Genomic DNA, 21,121 nt, shown 5'->3' on the forward strand with positions numbered 1-21,121 from the left:
CGAGTCCTTACCGAGAGTCTAACACGGTGTAGCTCGCTTTTCATTGGCGACATTCTCGTGCAATGTGATTATGTTCGAGATCGGGATCAGGCGCGTTCGCGCGCCGCCCATATGAACACCCTTGAAGATCCGCCCCAGGGCGCAAATCTTCAAAGCACACAGATTTCTGGACGACGCGGGAGGGCTCACGCCCGCCGCCGGCGCCAAAAGCCAGAATGACTGGCGCTCGGGCGACGCTCCGAATCAGGACGCGCCCCTGCCCGGTTAAGGACAGACCCATGATGCGCGCTCCCGCCGCGAGATCATCTTTAGTAAGAACAGATCGCCGCCGAGCGCGTTCCTGCAACAATCGCCGTACGTCCGAAGCCGCCTCCTCGTTGAGCGCGGCTTTCGCCATGCGGTATGGAGCGTATTTTAATGTCACGCAAAATGCTGATCGACGCCGCCCACCCGGAAGAGACCCGGGTGGTGATTGTCGACAACAATCGGGTTGAGGAATTCGATTTTGAGTCGGCTTCCAGAAAGCCGATTCGTGGAAACATCTATCTCGCCAAGGTCACGCGTGTAGAGCCCTCGCTACAGGCCGCATTCGTTGAATATGGCGGCAACAAGCACGGCTTTCTCGCCTTCAACGAGATTCATCCCGATTACTACCAGATCCCCCATGCGGATCGCGAAGCGCTGCGCGAAGCGGAAGCTGAAGCGACCGGCGATCTGAATGACGACGCTGGTCCTGACGACGACAATGACGACGCGCCGACGCCCGATGAAGACGATCTGATCGATGAAGCGGCGCGCCGTCGCCGCTCCTTCATGCGCCGCTACAAGATCCAGGAAGTGATCAAGCGCCGTCAGGTGCTGCTGGTTCAGGTCGCCAAGGAAGAGCGCGGCAACAAGGGCGCGGCGCTGACGACCTATCTGTCGCTGGCCGGCCGGTATTGCGTGTTGATGCCCAACACCGCGCGCGGCGGCGGCATTTCGCGCAAGATCACCAACGCGCCCGACCGCAAACGTCTGAAATCGGCGGTGTCCGAACTGGCCGTGCCTCAGGGCATGGGCCTGATCATCCGCACTGCAGGCGCAGCGCGCACCAAGGTCGAGATCAAACGCGACTATGACTATCTGATCCGGCTGTGGGAGACGATCCGCACCACGACGCTGGAATCAAGCGCGCCCAAGCTGATTTACGAAGAAGGCAATCTCGTCAAACGGGTGATCCGTGATCTCTACGACAAGGAGATCGACGAGGTGCTGGTGGAAGGCGAGGACGCGTACAAGGAGGCCAAGGCCTTCATGCGCATGCTGATGCCAAGCCACGCCAAGAAGGTTCAGCATTATCGCGACGCCACGCCGCTCTTCCTGCGCCATCAGGTGGAAAGCCAGCTCGAGGCGATCCATTCGCCTGTCGCGCAGCTGAAATCGGGCGGCTACATCGTCATCAACCCGACCGAGGCGCTGGTCTCCATCGACGTCAACTCGGGCAAGGCGACCAAGGAACGCAATATCGAGCAAACCGCGCTCAAGACCAATATGGAGGCGGCCGAGGAAGCCGCCCGCCAGATGCGTCTGCGCGATTTGGCCGGTCTTCTTGTCATCGACTTTATCGACATGGACGAGAACAAAAACGTTCGCGCCGTCGAAAAGAAGATGAAGGACTCGCTCAAGCGTGACCGCGCCCGCCTGCAAGTGGGCCGCATCTCGCAATTCGGCCTGATGGAGATGAGCCGTCAGCGCCGTCGCACCTCGCTGGTCGAAGGTTCGAGCAATGTCTGCCCGCATTGTCAGGGCTCGGGCCATATGCGCTCGATCGAATCCAGCGCTCTGGTGGCCCTGCGCGCTCTGGAAGAGGAAGGCGTTCGCGGCCGCACGTCCAAAGCCCGCCTGCTCTGCGCGCCGGAAGTGGCGCTGTATATTCTCAACGAGAAACGCGATCATCTCACAGCGATTGAAGCGCGCTATGACATGAGCGTCACGGTGGACGCCGATGACAGCCTGATCCGTCCGGACTGCACCCTTGAGCGCCTTGAAAGCCGCAGCGAAGCGGCGCGCGCCGAAGCGAAAGCCGCCCGCGCCGACACCCCGCTGACCAGCGCAGCCGCTGTTGTCGCAGACATCGATGAAGACGATGACATCGAGGATGCGGACGAAGCGGAGGCGAGTGAAGAGCGTCAGGAACGCGACGAGCGCCCGGCTCGCTCCGCCTCTGACGAGACCAATGAAGACGGCTCGAAGAAACGCCGTCGTCGCGGCCGCCGCGGCGGTCGCAATCGCCGCAAGCGCAATGACGAGGCCGGATCATCAGAGGACGCCCAGGCCGCTCTGGACGCGACCGAGGATAGCGATGGCGAATCCGGAACCGCTTCGACGTCCCGGGATGCCGAAGCGTCCGATGAGGTCGCAGGCCTGCAAGTGATCGAACCGTCTGAATCTGAACCCTTTGGCGCTCAGACTGACGGTGAAGACACGCCGCCCCGGCGCAAACGCCCCAGCCGCCGTCGTCGCAAGCCCGCCGGCCAGAGCGAAGCGGCTCAGGATGACGCAAGTCAGGCGGAGACGAGCGCTCAGGACGCGTCCGCTTCTGAAGCGCAGGCCGAGGGCACACCGGCGGAAGCAGACAGCGCCGCCCATGCCGAGGACGCGCCAGCCAAGCCCAAGCGGAGCCGCCGCACGCGTAAAAATCCCGCCGACGACGCATCAGACGCTCCGGAGGCTCAAGCATCTGACGCAGACGCCCCGGCAGCTGCTGAGGGTGATGCGGCTGAGGACAAGCCCAAGCGACGCACGCGTCGCAAGAAGGCCGCGCCCGCCGCTGAAGCGGCTGCCGAAGGCGATGCGTCCAGCGAAGAGGCCGCTCAGACGGACGCCGACAAGCCCAAGCGCCGGACCCGCCGCAAGAAAGCGGAGCCCGCTGCAGAGGCTGACACGACCGATACGGCGGCGCGCGAAGCCATGGAGCAGGCCAGCGCGCCTGCGCCGGAGCCTCAAACCGCCAGCGAGAGCGACGCCGAACCCGCTCATAGCGAGCCGTCTGGCACGGCCCCGCAAGAGGCTGATCAGGCGAGCCAGGACGAAGGATCAGACGAGAACCGCCCCGCGAAACGCGGCTGGTGGCAGCGCTCGTCCAAGTTCCTGGGCCTGAGCTGATCACGTGAACGGCGCCGGTGGTCACACTTCCGGCGCCGTTCTCACGTTTTCTGGCGTGCAGACGGACAGAAGGATAGACTGTTGTCTTCCGAGGCTGGCTGACACGAAGGACGCTTGCATTGCGTATGCTCACCTCTCTTAAGACCGGCGCGACCTGCATCGCCGCCGCGGTCGGTCTGGCGCTCACCAGTCTCTCAGGCGCTCACGCACAGGGCCTGATCCGGGACACCGAGACCGAGCGCGCCATGCGCGAATACACCGACCCGCTGCTGGTTGCGGCGGGGCTCGATGTGAGCGCAGTGGATTTCTATCTGGTCGGCGATATGGAGTTCAACGCCTTCGTCACCGGCGGACAGAACATCTTCCTCAACACCGGCACCATTGTTCGCGCAGAGAGCCCAAACGAAATCAAGGGCGTGATCGCCCATGAGATCGGCCATATCGAAGGCGCCCACATCATCCGGCGCGGCGAAGCCAGCCGGGCGGGCCTGGCCACCATGGCCGCCTCGCTGGGCGTGGGGCTGATCGCAGCCCTTGCCGGCGCGCCCGATGCAGGCGCGGCGATCATGGCGTCCGCTCCGCAATTTGGTCAGCTGAACCTGCTGACCTATACCCGCGCCCAGGAAGCCTCCGCCGATCAGGCCGCCGTGCGGTTTCTCACCGAAACCGGACAATCAGGTCGCGGTCTGGTGGCGACGTTTGAACGCCTCGCTTACCAGGAACGCATCTCGTTTCAACGCCGCTGGGAGTATTTCCGCTCTCACCCGCTGTCTTCAGACCGGGTGGCGGCGCTGCGCCGCAATGTGGAAGCCTCCGACTTCGCCGATGTTCCCGACAGCGACGAGGAGATCGCCGAGCTGCAACGGCTTCAGGCCAAGATCATCGGATTCATGGCGCCGCCTGCGCAAACCTTTTCGCGCTATCCTGAAAGCGACACTTCAATCCCGGCGCGCTATGCCCGCGCAGTGGCCTATTACAAGCAAGGCCTGACCGACAACGCCGAGCGTGCGGTCAATCACTTGCTCGAGCTTGAACCCGACAATCCCTATTTTCATGAGCTCAAAGGCCAGATGCTTTATGAGAGCGGCTTTATCGACCGCTCGCTTGAGCCTTATCGCCGCTCCATTGAATTGCTGCCCGATGCGCCGCTCTTGCGCATCGGTTACGCCTCTGCGCTGATCGCCACCAATAACGAGGCGAACGCCCGTGAGGCGCTCGGCCAGTTGCGCATGGCCTTGGTGAGCGAACCGCAAAACCCCTACGCCTGGTTCCAGCGCTCTCTGGCGCACCAGCAATTGGGTGAAACCGCCATGGCCGAACTGTCCACAGCGGAACGCGCTTATGCGGTCGGCGACGAGATGCAGGCCCACATTTTCGCCACGCGGGCTCATGAAGAGCTTGAACGCGGTACTGAGGCCTGGATTCGCGCGACGGAAATCCTGGCGGTCACCCGCCCGGACAGCCGGGAAATGCGCGACTGGAACCGCCGCGAGCGCGAACGTCAGCCAAACTTCCAACATCTGGATCGCGGCGCTCTGTTACAGCCTTAAACGGGCTTGTGATTGTGCCTGTGCGTCGAACCGCGCTAAACGCGGGGCCAAATGATTTCTGACTGATAACTGGAGTTTTCATGCGCATCTTGCTGCTCGCCCTCGCCGCCGCTCTCGGCATGACCGCTTGCGCCCCGGCGCAAGAACCCGCCAATCGCGCCGAAATCGAGCAGATTGTGCGCGACTACATCCTGACCAATCCCGAGATTATCGAGGAAGCGCTGATCGAGCTGCAGCGCCGCGCCCGCCAGCGTGAACAGGACGCCATGCTGGGCGCTGTCACCTCCAGCGAGGACCGGTTGTATGCAGACGCTCGCGACCCGGTCGTCGGCGCGGAAAACCCAGTCGTCACGGTGGTCGAGTTCTTTGACTATCGCTGCCCGTACTGCACGGTCTCCAATGAATGGATCCAGTCGGTCCTGGAAGAGCATGGCGATCAGGTGCGCTTTGTCTTCAAGGAATTCCCAATTCGCGGCGAGCAATCCACCAACGCCTCGCGCGCCTCGCTGGCGGTCTGGCGGATCGCACCTCAATCCTACGAAGCGTTTCACAACGCCCTGATGAACGCCAGCGGCCCCCTGCCCGATGAACGGATCGACGCCTTCGCCGTCACCGCCGGCGTGGATGTGGCGGCCATGCGCGCCGAAATGGACTCAGACGAGATCACCCGTCAGCTCGGCGATGTGCGCGAGCTGGCACAGGCGATCGGGATTACGGGCACGCCCTTCTTTATTGTCGGAGACACAGTCGTTCCTGGCGCTGACATCGAAGGCCTGGACCGATTGGTGAATGAAGCACTGTCGCGTTAATCGTGATGACTGACGGCGCCGGGACAAGTCCCGGCGCCGTTTACAGCTTGTTTTCCGCTTGTGGTTAATCATCGTCCCGAACCTGGAGGGGATGATGAAACACCTGACGATCCTTGTGGCCGCGTGTGCCGCGCTGACCCTGACCGCTTGCGCCAGCCGCGACGCCATATCCGCGCGCCAGGCGCCGCAACCTCTGGACACGCAGACCCTCCGTGTCGACGCCGCCAGCCCTTTCTATCACCAGATGGCGCTCGGTCCGGTCACAGGCACATCCCAGTTTTCCTGGTTCCTGCCAGAGCCCAACCGCTCGATCCTGCGCCCCCGTTTTGAAGCCGCGCTGGAGCAGGCGGGGCTCGCCGCGCCCGATCGCAATCAGGCCCGGTATGTCATCTCGCTGGATTTTGATCAGGTCGATGGCCCTGATTTTGGCTCGCACATGGATGCAGCCCTGCTGGGACGCGTCTGGATCGAAGATCGCCTGACCGGTCGGGTCATCCTGAACGAACCGGTTTCCGTCCGCCGCGAGGCCTATTGGCCGGGCGTCGACGAAGCCGGTTGGGCCACAGGCGAATACTGGCGCGTTTTCAACATCTTTCCCTTTTTCTATGACAGCCCCTGGTTCAGCGTCGGGGCCCGCTGGGACACTACGTATCCGCCCTATGCAGGGCCGGAATGGCTGCCGCTTGTTCCCATTCGTCTGCGAGAGACTGACACCGAGCTGATGGTCGGCCCGTCAGGTCGCTCTTATGGGGCCTGGTCGGGGGCGGAGCGCGCCTGGCAGGTGAACGCCCTGGTCAGCGACGCCCTCGCCGCAGCCGTCTTTCGCGGCATGGCGGATCGCGGAATGCTGCAAATCAGCCATGTCCTGCCCTGCATGGGTGGCACGGCCATGCGTGAGCATGAACTGGCGCTGCTGGGCCGCGGCGAACGCGTTTCGCGTCCGGTCTGCGCCGAGGTGCAGGACGACCTGCCGCTGGGCGCCGAAGCGCTGCGACGGTCTCGCTGATCAGCAGGCGGGCGGCTCAGGTTTGATCCGCCCGTCTTCAAGGATCTGCCAGAACGGATTGTGCGCGACCTCCCAAGCATGTCCGTCCGGATCAGCGAAATAGCCTGAATACCCGCCCCAGAAGACGTCTTCACCGGGTTTGAGCACAGACCCGCCCAGCTGCGCTGCCTGATCAAGAATCGGCTGCACCTCATCGCGGCTGCGCACATTATACGCAAGAGCGATGCGACCGTTCGTCGGGTTCTGACGCCCCATATCTGCGTCCAACGCCTCGCCGCCGAACAAACCCACGATCACTCCGTTCAGATCAAAGAAGACGATCTGATCGCTCTCGGACGGCAGTGCGGACCAGCCCATCCCCTCATAAAAGGCGCGAGCGCGTGCGAGATTTGAAACCCCGAGCGTAATCATAGAAATACGTTGTTCCATGGCGTCCTCCCGATACCCGGACATCTTGGAACATTATAAGAACGCGCGCAAGCGCCTCAGATCAGGCCCGCCAGCGGGCTCGAGGGATCGGCATAGCGTTTTTTCGGCATGCGTCCCGCCAGATAAGCGTCACGGCCCGCGATGACGGCATGCTTCATGGCCTTGGCCATGCGAACGGGGTCTTTCGCTTCCGCAATGGCGGTGTTCATCAGAATGCCGTCACACCCCAGCTCCATGCCCACCGCGGCGTCAGACGCCGTGCCGACGCCCGCATCCACGATCACCGGCACCTTGGCCTCTTCGATGATCAGGCGAATATTCACCGGGTTCTGGATGCCCAGCCCTGAACCGATCGGCGCGCCCAGAGGCATGATCGCGCAGGCGCCCGCCTCTTCCAGACGCTTGGCGTAGACCGGATCGTCCGAGCAATAGACCATGACCTCGAACCCTTCCTTGACCAGCATTTCGGTCGCTCGGAGGGTTTCGGCCATGTCCGGATAGAGGTGCTTTGGGTCAGAGAGCACTTCGAGCTTCACCAGATCCCAGCCGCCCGCTTCGCGCGCCAGACGCAGGGTGCGCACCGCATCCTCGCCGGTGAAGCAACCGGCCGTGTTGGGCAGGAAGGTGTATTCTTTGGGATCAATGAAATCGACGAGCCGCGGCTGGCTGGGGTCAGACAAATTCACCCGGCGCACCGCCACCGTGATCATGTCCGCGCCTGAAGCGACCAGCGCCTGCGCGTTCTGCTCATAGGTCTTGTACTTGCCGGTGCCGATGATCAGGCGTGACTTGAAACTCCGCCCCGCCACGACCAGCGGGGCGTCGTCCTGTATCTGGGTCTGGGCCGTCATGGCTCACCCTCCTCCGACAAAATGCACGATTTCGAGCCGGTCGCCGGTCTCGATTCGAATCGCGTCATAGCCGTCACGCGGCGCGATTTCGAGATTGCGTTCGACAGCGACCTTGCGCGGATCGAGCTCAAGATGCTCCAGCAAGCCTTTCAGGCTTAAGCCTGAAGGGATTTGGCGGGTTTCCCCGTTCAGCTCGACGTCGATCTGGCTCATGACCTGCTTCCCACGCACGGGTTTGCTTGTTCACACCCCTATGAGGTCGTAGAACCAAGGCTGGCAGTCAAGGCGCGCTGGCGCCCTTCAGCCTGGCCGGAGTGAACAAAAGTGTCTGACCTCAAACCCGTCTTCGTGCTCAACGGCCCCAATCTCAATCTGCTGGGAACGCGTGAGCCTGAGATCTACGGGACCACCACCCTCGCCGATATCGAAGCGCTGTGCCGCCAGACGGCTGAGTCGCTGGGCGTCGGGCTGGTGTTTGAGCAGACCAATCATGAAGGCGCGCTGGTGGAGCTGATTCATACCGCCGGCGCCAGGGGCTCGGCCATCGTGATCAATCCCGCCGCCTACACCCATACCTCCATAGCGCTGCTGGACGCGATCAAAGGGGTGGACGCGCCCGCAATTGAGGTGCATCTGTCCCAGCCTGTTGCGCGAGAGGCCTTTCGTGCTGTCTCTTATGTGTCACTTGCCGCCGCTGGCACCATCAGCGGTTTAGGCGCGCGCGGCTATGAGCTGGGGATTAGAGCCGCTGTGCAACTGGCGCAGGCGCGTGCGAAATAATGACTAGAAAGGGTAGTAAACCTATGGCGTCCACCACGTCGAACCCGCAGGTCGATTCCAAGCTCGTGCGCGAGCTGGCCGATATTCTCAACGACACCGATCTTACCGAGATCGAAGTCGAAAAAGGCGAAATGCGTATCCGCGTCGCGCGCGAAATCACCGCTGCGCCCGCTGTTTACGCGACTCAGCCTGCTCCTGCGCCCATGGCTGCGGCCCCCGCGCCTGCGCCGGCTTCCGCACCGGAAGCGCCGGCTGCCGTCAGCGCCGCCGACGCGAAAAGCCATCCCGGCGCCGTGACCTCGCCCATGGTCGGCACGGTGTATCTGCGTCCCTCTCCTGAAGCGGACCAGTTCAAGAAAGCCGGCGACAGCGTGAAGGAAGGCGACACCATCTTGCTGGTTGAAGCCATGAAGACCTTCAACCCCATCACCGCGTCCAAATCGGGCACGCTCACCGAGCTTCTGGTCGATGACGCCCAACCGGTGGAATACGGCGAAGCCCTGTTCATCATCAGCTAGGCGGTCGCTCATGTTCGATAAAGTCCTTATCGCCAATCGCGGCGAGATCGCCTTGCGGGTCCACCGGGCCTGCAAGGAAATGGGCATCAAGACGGTGGCGGTTCACTCCGAAGCCGACGCCAACGCCATGCACGTCAAGCTGGCCGATGAAAGCGTCTGCATCGGTCCGCCGCCCGCTGGCCGGTCCTATCTCAACGTGCCCGCCATCATGGCCGCCGCCGAAATCACCGGCGCCCAGGCGATCCACCCCGGCTATGGCTTTCTGTCGGAAAACGCGCGCTTCGCCGAAATCGTGGAAGCGCACGGCCTGACCTTTATCGGTCCGACCGCGGACACGATCCGCCTGATGGGCGACAAGATCACCGCCAAGCAAGCCGCTGTGGACGCGGGCATTCCTGTCGTTCCCGGCTCAGACGGTGCGATCACCGATATGGATGAAGCGCGCAAGGTCGCCAAATCCATCGGCTTCCCTGTGCTGATCAAGGCCGCCTCCGGCGGCGGCGGTCGCGGCATGAAAGTCGCAGAGACCGAAGATAAGCTTGAAAGCGCGCTGCAAACGGCGTCCTCTGAAGCCCAGGCGGCTTTTGGCGACGGCGCTGTGTATATCGAGAAATATCTCGGTCAGCCGCGGCATATCGAGATCCAGGTCATCGCCGACACTCATGGCAATGTGGTGCATCTGGGCGAGCGCGACTGCTCGCTGCAGCGCCGTCACCAGAAAGTGCTCGAGGAAGCGCCCTCCGTCGCCCTCGACGAGGCGGCGCGCGCCAAGATCGGCAAGACTGTGACGGATGCTGTGAAAGCGATCGGCTATCGCGGCGCCGGCACGGTGGAGTTCCTCTATGAGAACGGCGAGTTCTATTTCATCGAAATGAACACCCGTCTCCAGGTGGAGCACCCGGTGACCGAGGCGATCACGCGCATCGACCTGGTGCGCGAGCAGATCCGCGTCGCTGCGGGCCATGAGCTGAGCTTCACCCAGGACGACATCAAGCTGGAAGGCTGGTCCATCGAGTGCCGCATCAATGCGGAGAACCCGGAAACCTTCACGCCCTCCCCGGGCACGGTGACCGAGTTCCATGCGCCGGGCGGCCTGGGCGTACGTCTCGATAGCGCGCTCTATACCGGCTACAAGATCCCGCCTTATTATGACTCCATGATCGGCAAGCTGATCGTGCACGGGCGTGATCGTGAGGAAGCCTTGTTGCGCCTGAAACGCGCCCTGTCCGAAATGGTCGTCAGCGGTGTCGAGACGACCATTCCGTTGCACCTGGCCCTTCTGGAAGAGCCTGCATTCCTGACCGGGGATTACCATATCCGCTGGCTGGAAAGCTGGCTGGCCAAGCGCCAGGGCTCATAAGCGCGGAGTATTTGTCATGCGCGGCTTCGGCGTTCAGGAATTGCTGGCGTGCTATGCACGCGGGGTCTTCCCGATGGCGGAGTCGCGCAGCGACACCCGTGTCTACCTGTTGGAACCTGATGAGCGCGGCGTCATCCCGCTTGATGGGTTTCACATTCCCAAATCCCTGAAAAAGATAGTCCGGCGCGATGAGTTCGCCCTGACCGTCAATCGCTGTTTCGAGACGGTGGTGCGCAGCTGCGCCGCTCCCGCGCCCGGGCGCGAGGACAGCTGGATCAATGATCAGATCCTGATGCTCTATCTGGATATGCACGCCGCCGGTCACGCCCATTCCATCGAGGCGTGGAAGGACGGCAAGCTGGCGGGCGGGCTTTACGGGGTCAGCCTGGGCGGCGCGTTCTTCGGCGAAAGCATGTTCTCGCGCGAGACGGACGCGTCCAAGGTCGCGCTGGTGTCTCTGGTGGCGCGCCTGAACGCTGGCGGCTACACGCTGCTGGACACCCAGTTCAACACAGACCATCTCAAGCGCTTTGGGGCGCAGACGATCTCACAAGAAGCGTATCGTGAGCAGCTGGATGAGGCGATCGAGCGCTCAGCTGACTTTTTCACGCTTCCCGAGGGCGTGGCCGGCGATCAGCTTCTGCAGTCAATCACCCAGACGTCATAGACCGGATGCTCCAGCGCGTTGAGCGCCGGGTTGGATGCGAACATCCAGCCTGAGAACATCAATTCTCCCTCCGCCTGAACGCCGAAGCCATCCGTGCGGCGGTCTTCAACCTCGACAAAAGCGAACACTTCCGGCGGCTCTTCCGGCGGGCGCTTGCGGCAATACTGAACCGTGATCGACAGGGCGCCGAACTCGACAGCCTCGCCAATGGGGGCCTGGAAATCGCGGGTGCGGGCCGTGACCTTATCAAGGCCGCGCAACACCACGACAGAGCCCGGCTCTGAGGTCAGCTCCGGCGCATCAGGATCATCCTGCACACGGGTCTGCGCCGATTGCTGGTTCGCCACGCCTTGTTGCATCTCGACCGGTTGCGCCAGGACAGGCGCGCCAAGGCAAAGCGCTGAGATCAAGGAGGTTGAAACAATCATTGAGCGGATCATGGTCATCACTGTGTTAGGCGTTTGAGGCGAGACCAAGGCGCAGCTCAGGATTCCGAGCCGCCCGATCCGGACGAGCCGCGGTTCATCACCGCCTGGCCGATGAGGTCGAACATGTCCACGGCGCCCTGGGTGAAGGAGATCTCCTCCCCCGCTTGCAGCATGTCCACATCGCCGCCGGGTTCGATTTCGATGAAGACACCGCCGATCAGGCCTGCAGTGGCGATTTTGGCGGTGGAATCCGCCGGGATCTGAATCTCGCCATTCAGCTCGAACACGGCTTCAGCGAAATAGGTGTCCTGATCGAGGCGCACTGTGGTGACCGTTCCCACCGGGACACCCGCCACGCGCACATCGGCGCCGCGGCTCAGATCGCCCACTGATGAGAAGCGGGCCGTCAGCGTATAGCCGTCAGACCCGGACCCGTCATCAATCTGGCCTTGGGCGTAGATCAGGAAGGCGCCGGCGGTGACCAGCACGAGCAGACCCAGCACGGTTTCGAGAACGGCGCCGCCACGCATGAGTTTAATCTCCCGGTGTCCAGGATTCGTAATCGGCCGCCGTCGCCTGACGCTGACGCGCCGACCCGCCGATCAAGGATCCCGTCGGGTGATAGGCGTGCAGCGTTCCGGTCATGTTGGGTTGATGCTCTTGCTCCCAATCCTTGCGCGGCAGCGGCGCATCGGTGGGGACTTCATCAAAGGTGTGGTGCATCCAGCCGTGCCAGTCAGAGGGCACCCGAGATCCGTCGGCATAGCCGTTATAGACGACCCAGCGGCGGGTCTTGCCGTCTGCGCCCGTCCCGGCCTTGCGCTCTTGATAGTATTTATTGCCGAACTCATCCTCGCCGACGAGCTCGCCAGAACGCCAGATCGTCCAGGCCGCGCCCGCAGACGCGCCGTTCCACCAGGTGAAGACTTTTGACAGCAGGCCAAGCATGGCGTGCTCCTTCGCAAAAAATACTTGTGACCGCTATATGCCCTTGCACACCCTGCGGGTCCAGTCATGCGCCCGCAATTGGGCGCCAAATCCATGCTTTCTGCTCGCGGGCGTGGCCTCTGGGACGCTGTAATCGTCAGTTTTCCACGATCAGGTTAAGAGCGCCCTGTTCATGCTTCGACTCCGCCCCCGCTCCTCCGGTACCATCAGGGTGATTCGCGCGCCCGACTGGTAGGAGCCGTCATGAGCAATCCCCGCCGCCTGTCCCGAAACGGTGTTTCGCCGCTGGATGATTTCGCCTTTCAGAGCCGACAGGCGGATAATCCCGACCCTGACGCCATCGATGAAGAGGCCGAGGTTCAGGTGCTCACGCCGCAAGGGTGGGATACGCGCACGATCGCCGCGCTTGTCACGCTGTGCGGGGCGCAACCCGGTGAACAGCTCCATGCAGGCCATGTCCTGTCTGAGCTGGCTGAGTCGCTGGCGGAGGGTGACGCCGTCGCACACGACGAACTGCTCGCCAGCCTGTTGCACCGCGAAGCCGCGCCGGTTCCGGCGCTGTGGCGGGGCGAGAGCCTGCTGCCGCCTGAAGGCCAATCGACCATCGGCGCAGAAGGGCTGACCGAAGCCCTGCATGATCTCAACGCTGCGGAAATGGGCCAGGCCGCCGCCAATGTGGGCGCAAGGGTTCTGGCTGAACGTCTGGAAGCTGTGGCGCTGGCCTGCGTCAATTGCGACGGCGCGGACGATGAATGCTTTGACCCGCGTCGCAATCGCGCCCTGGCGCGCGCCGTGCGCGCCGCCCGACGCGACGGCGCGCCTGACCCGATGATCGAGCGCGCCATAGCCCGCGCGCGTCAGGGACTGATCACGCCTGAACAAGGCCTGTTCGCGACGCCGCCCGCGGCCGAACTGCCCGACATTCAGCTTGGGCGAGAATTTTTTGAGGCGGTCGAAAGCGACGCCGTGCTTGCAGATGGACAAAGTGCGCGCCAGGTGATGACCCGCCTGGCTGAAGCCGTCTGGACCCACGGCAAGCCCGCGCTTCATTTCAAGGAGCCGGAGTTGAGCGTCAGCCCGGCTATCGTGCTCAATCTGGCGCGCTTCATCGACGGCCAGAGCCTTGATGAAGACGGGCTGGCCTATGCGGCGCGTCTGTGGGGGCAAGTCGCCGGGCGTCAGAACGGCGCGCTCGTGATCGTTGGCCTGGGCGCGGCTCTCACCGCCCTGTCGCTCGCCTATGACAGCGAAACGGCCCGAGAACGCGCCCGACATGTTCTGACCATACTGCGCAGCGAATGTCCCGCGCCCGTCAGCCTGGCGCGGCCCGACCCGCTGGCTGCGGGATTCGTAGACGCAGAATCAGTAGGCGTTCACCCCCCTGCGGCCCTCGACGCCCCCGGCGGCCGTCAGTTCGCCCAGTGCGTAAGCGCGGCGCTCAGCAGCTTGTCCGAGCATGAACAGGGCATCGCCCGCCGCCATGCCTTGGGCGCTGGCGCACTGGCGGGGCACTCCGCGCCCTGGATCAGCCAGCTGGAAGCCGCAGGCGTCGACCAGGCCGGCTTCGCCCGGATCGACGCGGCGCTCAGCGACGGCGTGCCGCTACGCTTTGCGATCAATCGCTGGAGTCTGGGCGCAGAAGTCGCTCGCAGATGCGGGCTGAGCCCTGAACATTTTGACGAGGCGGGTCCTCGCCTTCTGGAAAAGCTCGGCGTGGATCCCCTCGAAGTGGTCGCCGCCGAACGCTATGTGCATGGCGCAGGACGCCTGGATGATTGCGACACGCTGCCCCCCGAACTGCGCGCCGTATTCGCAGACCCCGCCCCCGAGGCGCGACTGGCGATGGCGGAGGCCTGTGAAGAGGCGCTTGAAGGCTCAGCCAGTCTGGAACTGGCCCTGCCCGGTTCAAGCTCCATTGAAGAGCTGGGCGCCTTGATCGCCTCCAGCGCGCGGCGCGGCCTGACGGGCCTGTCCATCCGCCGTGAAGGCGATGCGCTCTATGACCTTTTGAACACGATCGAATATGAAACCGGCGATTCTGTGCGCCGTTCGGTCATCGCTGAAGAGCGTGTCGTCGAACGCGTGGTGGAGAAATATGTCGAGCGCGCCGCCGAGCGCCGCAAGCTGCCCGATCGCCGCAAGGGCTATATCCAGAAATCCACTGTGGGCGGCCACAAGGTCTACCTGCACACCGGCGAGTTCGAGGATGGCGAGCTGGGCGAGATCTTCATCGACATGCACAAGGAAGGAGCCGCCTTCCGCTCGCTGATGAACAATTTCGCCATCTCCATCTCCATCGGCCTGCAATACGGCGTGCCGCTGGAAGAGTATGTGGACGCCTATCTGTTCACCCGATTCGAACCGGCGGGCGCGGTGGGCGGCAATGATTCCATCAAGCACGCCAGCTCGATCCTCGATTACATCTTCCGTGAACTGGCGGTGAGCTATCTGGGCCGTGAAGACCTCGCCCAGGCTGATGCCCACCCCTATGATCCCGGCGGACTTGGCAAAGGCGTCGAACAGGAAAAGCTGGTGCGCGAAGCAGATCCCGCCAGCCTGATCTCCAAGGGCTTCTCCCGCGGTCAGCTGCCCGACAATGTGGTCATGCTGGGCAGCCGGTCCAAACCGGAAAGCTCTGACAGTCCGGCCGCAGGCACGGGATTTGAGTTTGATCCCAAGCCCGCCTCAGGCGGCGGTCATGCGGGCGGCGCGTCCGTGGAGCGGCTGGAAGAGCCTGCGGTGAACTATCATGGCGATCCCTGCCCGGAATGCGGTCATTTCACCGTGATTGAAAACGCCGGGCTACTGGGCTGTGACGCCTGCGGCTGGGCGGGAAAGGTCTAGGGTTCAGGCCTGAAACTTGCGCAGGGCAGACCGGTAACAGACAAGGTGTGCGCCATGTTGAAACAGTTTCTTTGCGTTATTGGCCTGCTTGCGGCCTTGCCGGGCAGCGCTCTCGCCCAGAACGTCAGCGAAATCGCGCGGGTTCAAGCCGGTCAGTCCTGTCCGGGCTGCAATCTGTTTCAGGCGGATCTGAGCTATCTCGATCTGCCCCATATTGACGTTTCAGGCGCCCGTCTGCGCCAGGCCGATCTCAGCCTGGCGACGATGAACCACGCCAATTTCGCACGAGCGAATCTGTCCGTCTCCAACCTATTCGGCGCGCGCTTCACAGGCGCGAGCTTCGCCTATGCCGACCTGAGCCGCGCCACAGCGGCGGGCGCCTATTTCGGCAGCGCTGATTTCACAGGGGCACGCCTCGATGGCGCGAATCTGTCCGGCGCCGAAATGGAAACCGCACGCGGCCTGACCCAGGCTCAACTCAATACAGCATGTGGCGACGCCAGCACGCTTTTACCGCCCGGCCTGAGAATTCCGCCTTGTCGGTGAACAGGTTCACTGCATCTTACTGCGAATTTAGTCGCCCCTGATGCATAGGCGGATTACATCTATCGCCATGCCATACCGCACATTCATATTGGCTTTGGCCCTGAGCACGTGTTTGTCCGCCCCGGGACTGGCTGGCGAACCCCATCGCCGTCTCGTGATCGGCGGCGACTGTCCATCCTGTGACTTTGTTGACGCCAATCTGGCCGGCGCTCAAATGATCGGCGGCGACTTTTCCGGCGCGAACTTTTCAGACGCCCAGATTCTTGGCGCACAGCTGATCGACCTGAATCTGTCCGGCGCGAATTTCACCGACGCCACATTGTCAGAAGCCCGTTTGTCGAATGTCGAGCTGGATGGCGCCAATCTGGAAGACGCTCAGATGATGCGCTTGCGCGCGCATCAGGTCAGCCTGCGCGGCGCCAATCTGCGAGATGCGAATATGGAGGGCGGGGTTTACCTCCTCTCCGATCTCAGCGGCGCCAATCTGCGCAGCGCCAACCTGCCCGACACCGTCTTCCGGCAAGCCGATCTCAGCCAGGCCAATCTGCGTGACGCCAATCTGATGCGCGCCCACTTCTTCGGCGCCCGGCTGCGCGGCGTGGACGGGCGCGGCGGATTGTTTCGCAACGTGATCTTTGAAAACACCGATCTGAGTTTCGCCGATCTGCGCGACACCCGTTTTTCAGATGCGCAATTCATAGCGGTCAATCTGTCGTCCACCGATCTGCGCGATGCGGAAGGTTTGACGGCGGAGAATTTCCAGCATGTGTGCGGCGATGAGAATACGCGCCTGCCCTTTGACTACACGCTGACTCGCTGTTCAGAGGATGGCAGCCTGGTGTTCACCCTGCGCCGCAGTTCGGAGACTGCAGTGGCGGCTCCGGTGGCTAGCCTGGAAAGCCAGCGCGCCGAGCTGGAACGCGCCAGCGCCGAACTGGAAGCGGCCATCTCCGAAAGCGGCCAGATCATGCGCGTGCGCGAGCGTGAAATGGCGCTCGCCTTGCGCGAGGCGCTGTCAGAGCTGCGTCATGCCGCACAGGACGTGACTGTGCGCATCAACGAAACCGAGAGTTCCGACAGCGTCGAGCTGGCGATCGAACAAGCCACAGCGGAAGTGGTGAGAGACAGTCTGCGCGTCGCCGCTCGCGCTCTGGCCGAAGCTCAGGCCAATGGCGATCTGGATCAGGTGGACTGGAGTTTCGATTTCCATCCCACCGAGCTGGGAGACCGCATTCGACTGATCCTGGAGCAAAGCGGTCCAGCCCCCAAACCTGTCGCACCGCCCATGACGCTGGACGGCGCGCCGCCTGCGCCGCCCAAACAGCCCAACCCGCGTTCCCATGCCGAGCTGGCGGAGCACGAAGCTCGCCGCATGGAGCAAGCGGCGGACCAAGCACGGCGGCGGGCCGAACAAGCTGCCGAGCAAGCCCAGCGCCAGCAAGAGGCCGCCCAGCGTGCTGAAGAGCGCCGCCGCGAACGCGAAGCGCGCAATGAACGCCCCCAGCCGCCGCAACCGCCTCGTCCGCCTGAAAACGAAGGCTGAAAAGCCTCAAATACAAAAACGGCGGGTCAGTGACCCGCCGTTTTCATTTCTGCAGCAGGGGGTGACCCCTTAGCTGTCTTTCTTGGCCTCGGGCGTCACGGTGCGCAGGTGCAGTTCGCGCAGCTGGCGCATCTCCGCAGGGGCCGGCGCATTCATCATCAGATCGCGCGCCTGCTGGTCTTTCGGGAACATCACGACTTCGCGCAAATTGTCCTGATCGGCCAGGATCATCACGATCCGGTCCACGCCCGGCGCAATGCCGCCGTGCGGCGGGGCGCCGTAACGGAAGGCGTTCAGCATGCCGCCGAAGGCCTCTTCCACGACATCCTCGCCATAGCCAGCGAATTCAAACGCTTTCAGCATCACGTCCGGACGGTGGTTCCGGATGGCGCCTGAAGACAGCTCGATGCCGTTACAGATGATGTCGTACTGCCAGGCCTTCATCCCCAGAAGCGTTTCATGGTCGTTCTTGTCGAGCGCCATGAACTCATCGGGATCCATTTGCGGCATGGAGAACGGGTTGTGGGAGAAGTCGACCTTCTTGTTGTCTTCATCCCATTCATACATCGGGAAATCGACGACCCAGCAGAAGCGGAAGACGTTCTCTTCAAACAGGTTCAGTTCCTGGCCGACCACATTGCGGGCCTTGCCGGCGAAGCTGGCGAACGCGGACGGCTCGCCCGCGGCGAAGAACACGGCGTCGCCCGCTTCAAGACCGAGCTGGGTGCGCAAGGCCTCGGTGCGCTCCGGACCGATATTCTTGGCGATGGGGCCGGCGCCGGCCAGCGCGCCCTCTTCTTCACGCCAGAAGATATAGCCCAGCCCCGGCTGGCCTTCCTTCTGCGCCCAGGAATTCATCCGGTCGCAGAACGCGCGGCTGCCGCCCTTCGGCGCCGGGATCGCCCAAACCTCGACCTTGGGGTTCTTCTCGATCATGCCCGCAAAGACCTTGAAGCCGGACCCGGCGAAATGCTCGGTGACGGCTTCCATCTCGATCGGGTTGCGCAGATCAGGCTTGTCAGAGCCATATTTGCGCATGGCTTCAGCATAGGGAATGCGCGGGAAAGCCTCGTCAGGGACTTTGCGGTCGTCGGCGAATTCACGGAACAGACCGGCCAGAACCGGCTCCATCACGCCAAAGACCTCATCCTGGGTGACGAAGCTCATTTCCATGTCGAGCTGATAGAACTCGCCCGGCGCGCGGTCGGCGCGGGCGTCTTCGTCCCGGAAGCACGGTGCGATCTGGAAGTAGCGATCAAAGCCCGACACCATGATCAGCTGTTTGAACTGCTGCGGCGCCTGGGGCAGCGCATAGAACTGGCCCGGATGCAGGCGCGACGGCACCAGGAAGTCGCGCGCGCCTTCCGGTGAAGACGCGGTCAGGATCGGCGTCTGGTATTCGGTGAAGCCCTCATCGACCATGCGGCGACGCAAGGAGTCGATGATCTTCGAGCGCAGCACGATGCGCTTGTGCAGGCTTTCCCGGCGCAGATCGATATAGCGGTGCTTCAGGCGCACTTCTTCTGACCAGTCCGGCTCGCCGAACACGGGCAGCGGCAGCTCTTCAGCGGCGGACTGAACCACAAGGTCCTCGACCAGCAATTCGATCTCGCCGGTGGGCAGGTTGGGGTTGATCGTGTCCTCAGAGCGCGCCACGACCTTGCCGGTCACGGTGACGACGCTTTCCGCGCGCATCCGTTCCAGGGTCGCGAAATTGGGATTATCAGGCTCCAGCACGCATTGGGTCAGACCGTAATGGTCGCGCAAATCCACAAACAGCAGACCGCCATGGTCGCGCTTGCGGTGGATCCAGCCGGACAGCCGCGCAGTTTCGCCCATCTGGGCTTTGCGCAGCTCTCCGCAAGTATGGGTGCGATAAGCGTGCATGGAAAATCGTCCGTTTCAATTGGGCGGTCGAGAAGCGGTTGGAAAAGGAACGTTTGCACCTGCTCTGTCAAGACATGCAACAGAGTAAAGAGCGTCGCGCTGCACACGAAGCGCTTGTGAGACCGGGCGAACACATCAATTTTGACGCTCATGCGCGCGACGCTTTTTCATACCGGGTTCTGGACGCTGGCGGGATCGCTGGCCATTGCCTGCGCGCCGCTGCTGCTCTGGCCCGGCCGACAGGCGGCGGTCTGGGCGATCGGCGCCTTCTCAAGACTGTTCCGGGGCTGGCTGCATGTATGCGGCGTGAATCTCGAATATCGCGGGCTTGAGCATATCCCCGCCGATCAGCCCGTCATCTTCGCCGCCAAGCATCAATCGTATGGCGACGGGCTATGCCATATCGCCCGCGACCCCGGCCTCGCCTATGTGATCGGCGATCACATGCTGCGCTTTCCGCTGGTCGGGCTGTATCTGCAGCGCGCGGGCGCCGTGGTGGTGGACAATGATGCGGGCCGACGCGCCACAGGCGCGCTTGATGCCGGCGCGGCGCAGCTGGCGCGCGATCAACGTTCGGCCCTGATCTTTCCTGAAGGCGGCCTGACGCCGGTGGGCGGCGGGCGACGCTTTCGAAAAGGCGTGCACCGTCTGGCGCATGCCCTGGACCGTCCCGTCATCCCCGTCGCCACCAATCTTGGGTGTTTCTGGCCTGAGCAGGACAAAGTGCTGCATCCAGGCACAGCCGTGATCGAATTTCTGCCCGCCATGGCGCTCGAGGCTGATAGCCGCGCCTTCATGAGTGCTCTGCAACAGAGGGTTCAGGACCACACGCGCACGCTTGAAGCTGAAGCGCTGGCCAAGCGCCCGTAAGGCGAGAACCGGCCATACGCCGCCTCAACTTTCGTGCATGGATGCGAGACCCCCAAGCATCCGCGCCCGCAAGCGCACCTCCTTTGCACCGCCCCATCTCCCTCCCCTTCCCGGAAGTCATACAAGCGCTGGACCAAAAATGAGTGAACGCTCACTCAGTGTTGACTCGCCCGCCAGGCTCCGCCATGATGCAAATGTGAGTGATCGCTCACTCATTGGCTTAATCGCTCTAGAGTAAGTACTGGTCTCACCCATCAGCGCCACAAGTTCAGGGCGCATCAAGGAGGTTCACATGGCGGACGACGCTCTCCCCGGAATCCCCGATCCCCGCGGGGTGACCGCTGTGGACGGCACCGCCAAGGCGCGGATCGAACGCGCGGCCCTGGTGCTGTTCGCGCAACATGGCGTGGACGCGGTGTCCACCCGTGAGATCGCCAGTGCGGCTCAGGTGGCCGAAGGGTCGATCTACCGCCATTTCAAAAGCAAGGAAGTGCTGGCCGAAGCCCTGTTCGAAGCGATCCACTCGCGTCTGTTTGATCTGGTCGAGACCGCGCTGAGCGAAGCGGTCAACTTTGAAGACGCCGTCACGCGTGTGGTGGGTGTCTATTGCCAGGCCGCTGATGAAGACCCGGCGCTGTTTGAATACCATCTCATCCACATGTTCCGCTTTGGCCGCACAGACCGCGCGGGCCGCCCCGACCCGGTGACCCTGATCGCCCAGGCCATCGCCCGCGCCATGGACAATGGGGATTGCCCGCCCGGCGACCCCGAGCTGAAGGCCGCCATGGCGCTGGGTCTTGTCTTGCAACCCGCCGCCCACCGCATGGCCGGGCGCCTGACAGGCCTGATGACAGACAATGCGCCAGCCCTGGCGCACGCCGCCCTGGCCGCTCTGAAAACGGATTGAGCCCTTCTCTTCACCGACGTCTCAAGGAGGATGC

The 21,121-nt window shown here is 63.0% G+C and carries 20 protein-coding genes; 13 read left to right on the forward strand and 7 right to left on the reverse strand.

The window, feature by feature from the left end:
- The first annotated feature begins 417 nt into the window (after positions 1-417).
- From G405_RS0101220 to G405_RS0101235, 4 genes are all read left to right on the forward strand, one after another.
- Entirely contained in the window at positions 418-3,144 is a 2,727-nt protein-coding gene (locus tag G405_RS0101220; RefSeq protein WP_022699672.1) for an Rne/Rng family ribonuclease, read from the forward strand.
- A gap of 125 nt (positions 3,145-3,269) precedes the next feature.
- A complete protein-coding gene (locus G405_RS0101225) occupies positions 3,270-4,694 on the forward strand; it encodes a M48 family metalloprotease (RefSeq protein WP_022699673.1) in 1,425 nt (474 codons plus the stop codon).
- An 80-nt stretch (positions 4,695-4,774) separates the two neighbouring features.
- Positions 4,775-5,503 carry a DsbA family protein gene (locus G405_RS0101230; protein WP_022699674.1) on the forward strand — a complete coding sequence of 243 codons (729 nt, stop codon included), beginning with the start codon at positions 4,775-4,777 and terminating at the stop codon, positions 5,501-5,503.
- A gap of 94 nt (positions 5,504-5,597) precedes the next feature.
- Positions 5,598-6,509, forward strand: coding sequence for a hypothetical protein (locus G405_RS0101235; protein ID WP_156861312.1), 912 nt, complete (start codon positions 5,598-5,600; stop codon positions 6,507-6,509).
- Here G405_RS0101235 and G405_RS0101240 read toward each other — a convergent pair whose 3' ends face one another.
- From G405_RS0101240 to thiS, 3 genes are read right to left on the reverse strand one after another with little or no spacing between them, the layout of a single operon-like run.
- Positions 6,510-6,938: a VOC family protein gene (locus tag G405_RS0101240; protein WP_028284452.1), complete on the reverse strand. Its 429-nt coding sequence runs from the start codon at positions 6,936-6,938 to the stop codon at positions 6,510-6,512. It abuts the gene before it with no gap.
- A gap of 56 nt (positions 6,939-6,994) precedes the next feature.
- Positions 6,995-7,789: a thiazole synthase gene (locus G405_RS0101245; RefSeq protein ID WP_022699677.1), complete on the reverse strand. Its 795-nt coding sequence runs from the start codon at positions 7,787-7,789 to the stop codon at positions 6,995-6,997.
- Positions 7,790-7,792: 3 nt separating this feature from the next.
- Positions 7,793-8,002 carry a sulfur carrier protein ThiS gene (gene thiS / locus G405_RS17125; protein ID WP_022699678.1) on the reverse strand — a complete coding sequence of 70 codons (210 nt, stop codon included), beginning with the start codon at positions 8,000-8,002 and terminating at the stop codon, positions 7,793-7,795.
- A 111-nt stretch (positions 8,003-8,113) separates the two neighbouring features.
- On the opposite strand from thiS, the gene aroQ reads away from it, so the two are divergent.
- Genes aroQ through aat form a run of 4 tightly spaced genes read left to right on the forward strand, consistent with a single transcriptional unit; the run spans position 8,114 to position 11,114 of the window.
- Complete coding sequence (gene aroQ / locus G405_RS0101255) at positions 8,114-8,569, forward strand: type II 3-dehydroquinate dehydratase (protein WP_022699679.1); 456 nt, start codon at positions 8,114-8,116, stop codon at positions 8,567-8,569.
- A 23-nt stretch (positions 8,570-8,592) separates the two neighbouring features.
- Positions 8,593-9,087 (forward strand): acetyl-CoA carboxylase biotin carboxyl carrier protein, encoded by a 495-nt coding sequence (gene accB, locus G405_RS0101260; RefSeq protein WP_022699680.1) that lies wholly within the window; start codon positions 8,593-8,595, stop codon positions 9,085-9,087.
- A gap of 10 nt (positions 9,088-9,097) precedes the next feature.
- Positions 9,098-10,447 carry an acetyl-CoA carboxylase biotin carboxylase subunit gene (gene accC, locus G405_RS0101265; RefSeq protein WP_022699681.1) on the forward strand — a complete coding sequence of 450 codons (1,350 nt, stop codon included), beginning with the start codon at positions 9,098-9,100 and terminating at the stop codon, positions 10,445-10,447.
- 16 nt (positions 10,448-10,463) lie between these two features.
- Positions 10,464-11,114, forward strand: a complete 651-nt coding sequence (aat, locus tag G405_RS0101270; RefSeq protein WP_022699682.1) for a leucyl/phenylalanyl-tRNA--protein transferase — start codon at positions 10,464-10,466, stop codon at positions 11,112-11,114.
- Here the strand turns inward: aat and G405_RS0101275 are convergent.
- Genes G405_RS0101275 through G405_RS0101285 form a run of 3 tightly spaced genes read right to left on the reverse strand, consistent with a single transcriptional unit; the run spans position 11,081 to position 12,490 of the window.
- Positions 11,081-11,554 carry a DUF2155 domain-containing protein gene (locus G405_RS0101275; protein WP_233345971.1) on the reverse strand — a complete coding sequence of 158 codons (474 nt, stop codon included), beginning with the start codon at positions 11,552-11,554 and terminating at the stop codon, positions 11,081-11,083. The genes aat and G405_RS0101275 overlap by 34 nt on opposite strands.
- Positions 11,555-11,598: 44 nt before the next feature.
- On the reverse strand, positions 11,599-12,072 hold the full coding sequence (gene mlaD, locus G405_RS0101280) for an outer membrane lipid asymmetry maintenance protein MlaD (protein ID WP_022699684.1): 474 nt from the start codon (positions 12,070-12,072) through the stop codon (positions 11,599-11,601).
- A 4-nt stretch (positions 12,073-12,076) separates the two neighbouring features.
- Complete coding sequence (locus G405_RS0101285) at positions 12,077-12,490, reverse strand: NADH:ubiquinone oxidoreductase subunit NDUFA12 (RefSeq protein WP_022699685.1); 414 nt, start codon at positions 12,488-12,490, stop codon at positions 12,077-12,079.
- A 243-nt stretch (positions 12,491-12,733) separates the two neighbouring features.
- Here G405_RS0101285 and G405_RS16275 point away from each other — a divergent pair, with 243 nt between their 5' ends.
- The 3 genes from G405_RS16275 to G405_RS14665 all read left to right on the forward strand — a co-directional run bounded on the left by G405_RS16275 (position 12,734) and on the right by G405_RS14665 (position 17,423).
- Positions 12,734-15,334: a TSCPD domain-containing protein gene (locus G405_RS16275; protein WP_022699686.1), complete on the forward strand. Its 2,601-nt coding sequence runs from the start codon at positions 12,734-12,736 to the stop codon at positions 15,332-15,334.
- 54 nt (positions 15,335-15,388) lie between these two features.
- Positions 15,389-15,880, forward strand: a complete 492-nt coding sequence (locus G405_RS0101295; protein WP_022699687.1) for a pentapeptide repeat-containing protein — start codon at positions 15,389-15,391, stop codon at positions 15,878-15,880.
- A gap of 112 nt (positions 15,881-15,992) precedes the next feature.
- Positions 15,993-17,423: a pentapeptide repeat-containing protein gene (locus G405_RS14665; RefSeq protein ID WP_022699688.1), complete on the forward strand. Its 1,431-nt coding sequence runs from the start codon at positions 15,993-15,995 to the stop codon at positions 17,421-17,423.
- A gap of 69 nt (positions 17,424-17,492) precedes the next feature.
- Here G405_RS14665 and aspS read toward each other — a convergent pair whose 3' ends face one another.
- Positions 17,493-19,310, reverse strand: a complete 1,818-nt coding sequence (gene aspS / locus G405_RS0101305; RefSeq protein WP_022699689.1) for an aspartate--tRNA ligase — start codon at positions 19,308-19,310, stop codon at positions 17,493-17,495.
- Positions 19,311-19,460: 150 nt separating this feature from the next.
- On the opposite strand from aspS, the gene G405_RS14670 reads away from it, so the two are divergent.
- Both G405_RS14670 and G405_RS17225 read left to right on the forward strand, forming a co-directional pair.
- Positions 19,461-20,180, forward strand: a complete 720-nt coding sequence (locus G405_RS14670) for a lysophospholipid acyltransferase family protein (RefSeq protein WP_022699690.1) — start codon at positions 19,461-19,463, stop codon at positions 20,178-20,180.
- Positions 20,181-20,472: 292 nt separating this feature from the next.
- The gene (locus G405_RS17225; protein ID WP_022699691.1) at positions 20,473-21,087 is read left to right on the forward strand and encodes a TetR/AcrR family transcriptional regulator; all 615 of its coding nucleotides are present in this window, start codon (positions 20,473-20,475) and stop codon (positions 21,085-21,087) included.
- Positions 21,088-21,121 lie beyond the last annotated feature (34 nt).

The sequence above is a fragment of the Oceanicaulis alexandrii DSM 11625 genome, from assembly GCF_000420265.1.
GTDB lineage: Bacteria > Pseudomonadota > Alphaproteobacteria > Caulobacterales > Maricaulaceae > Oceanicaulis > Oceanicaulis alexandrii.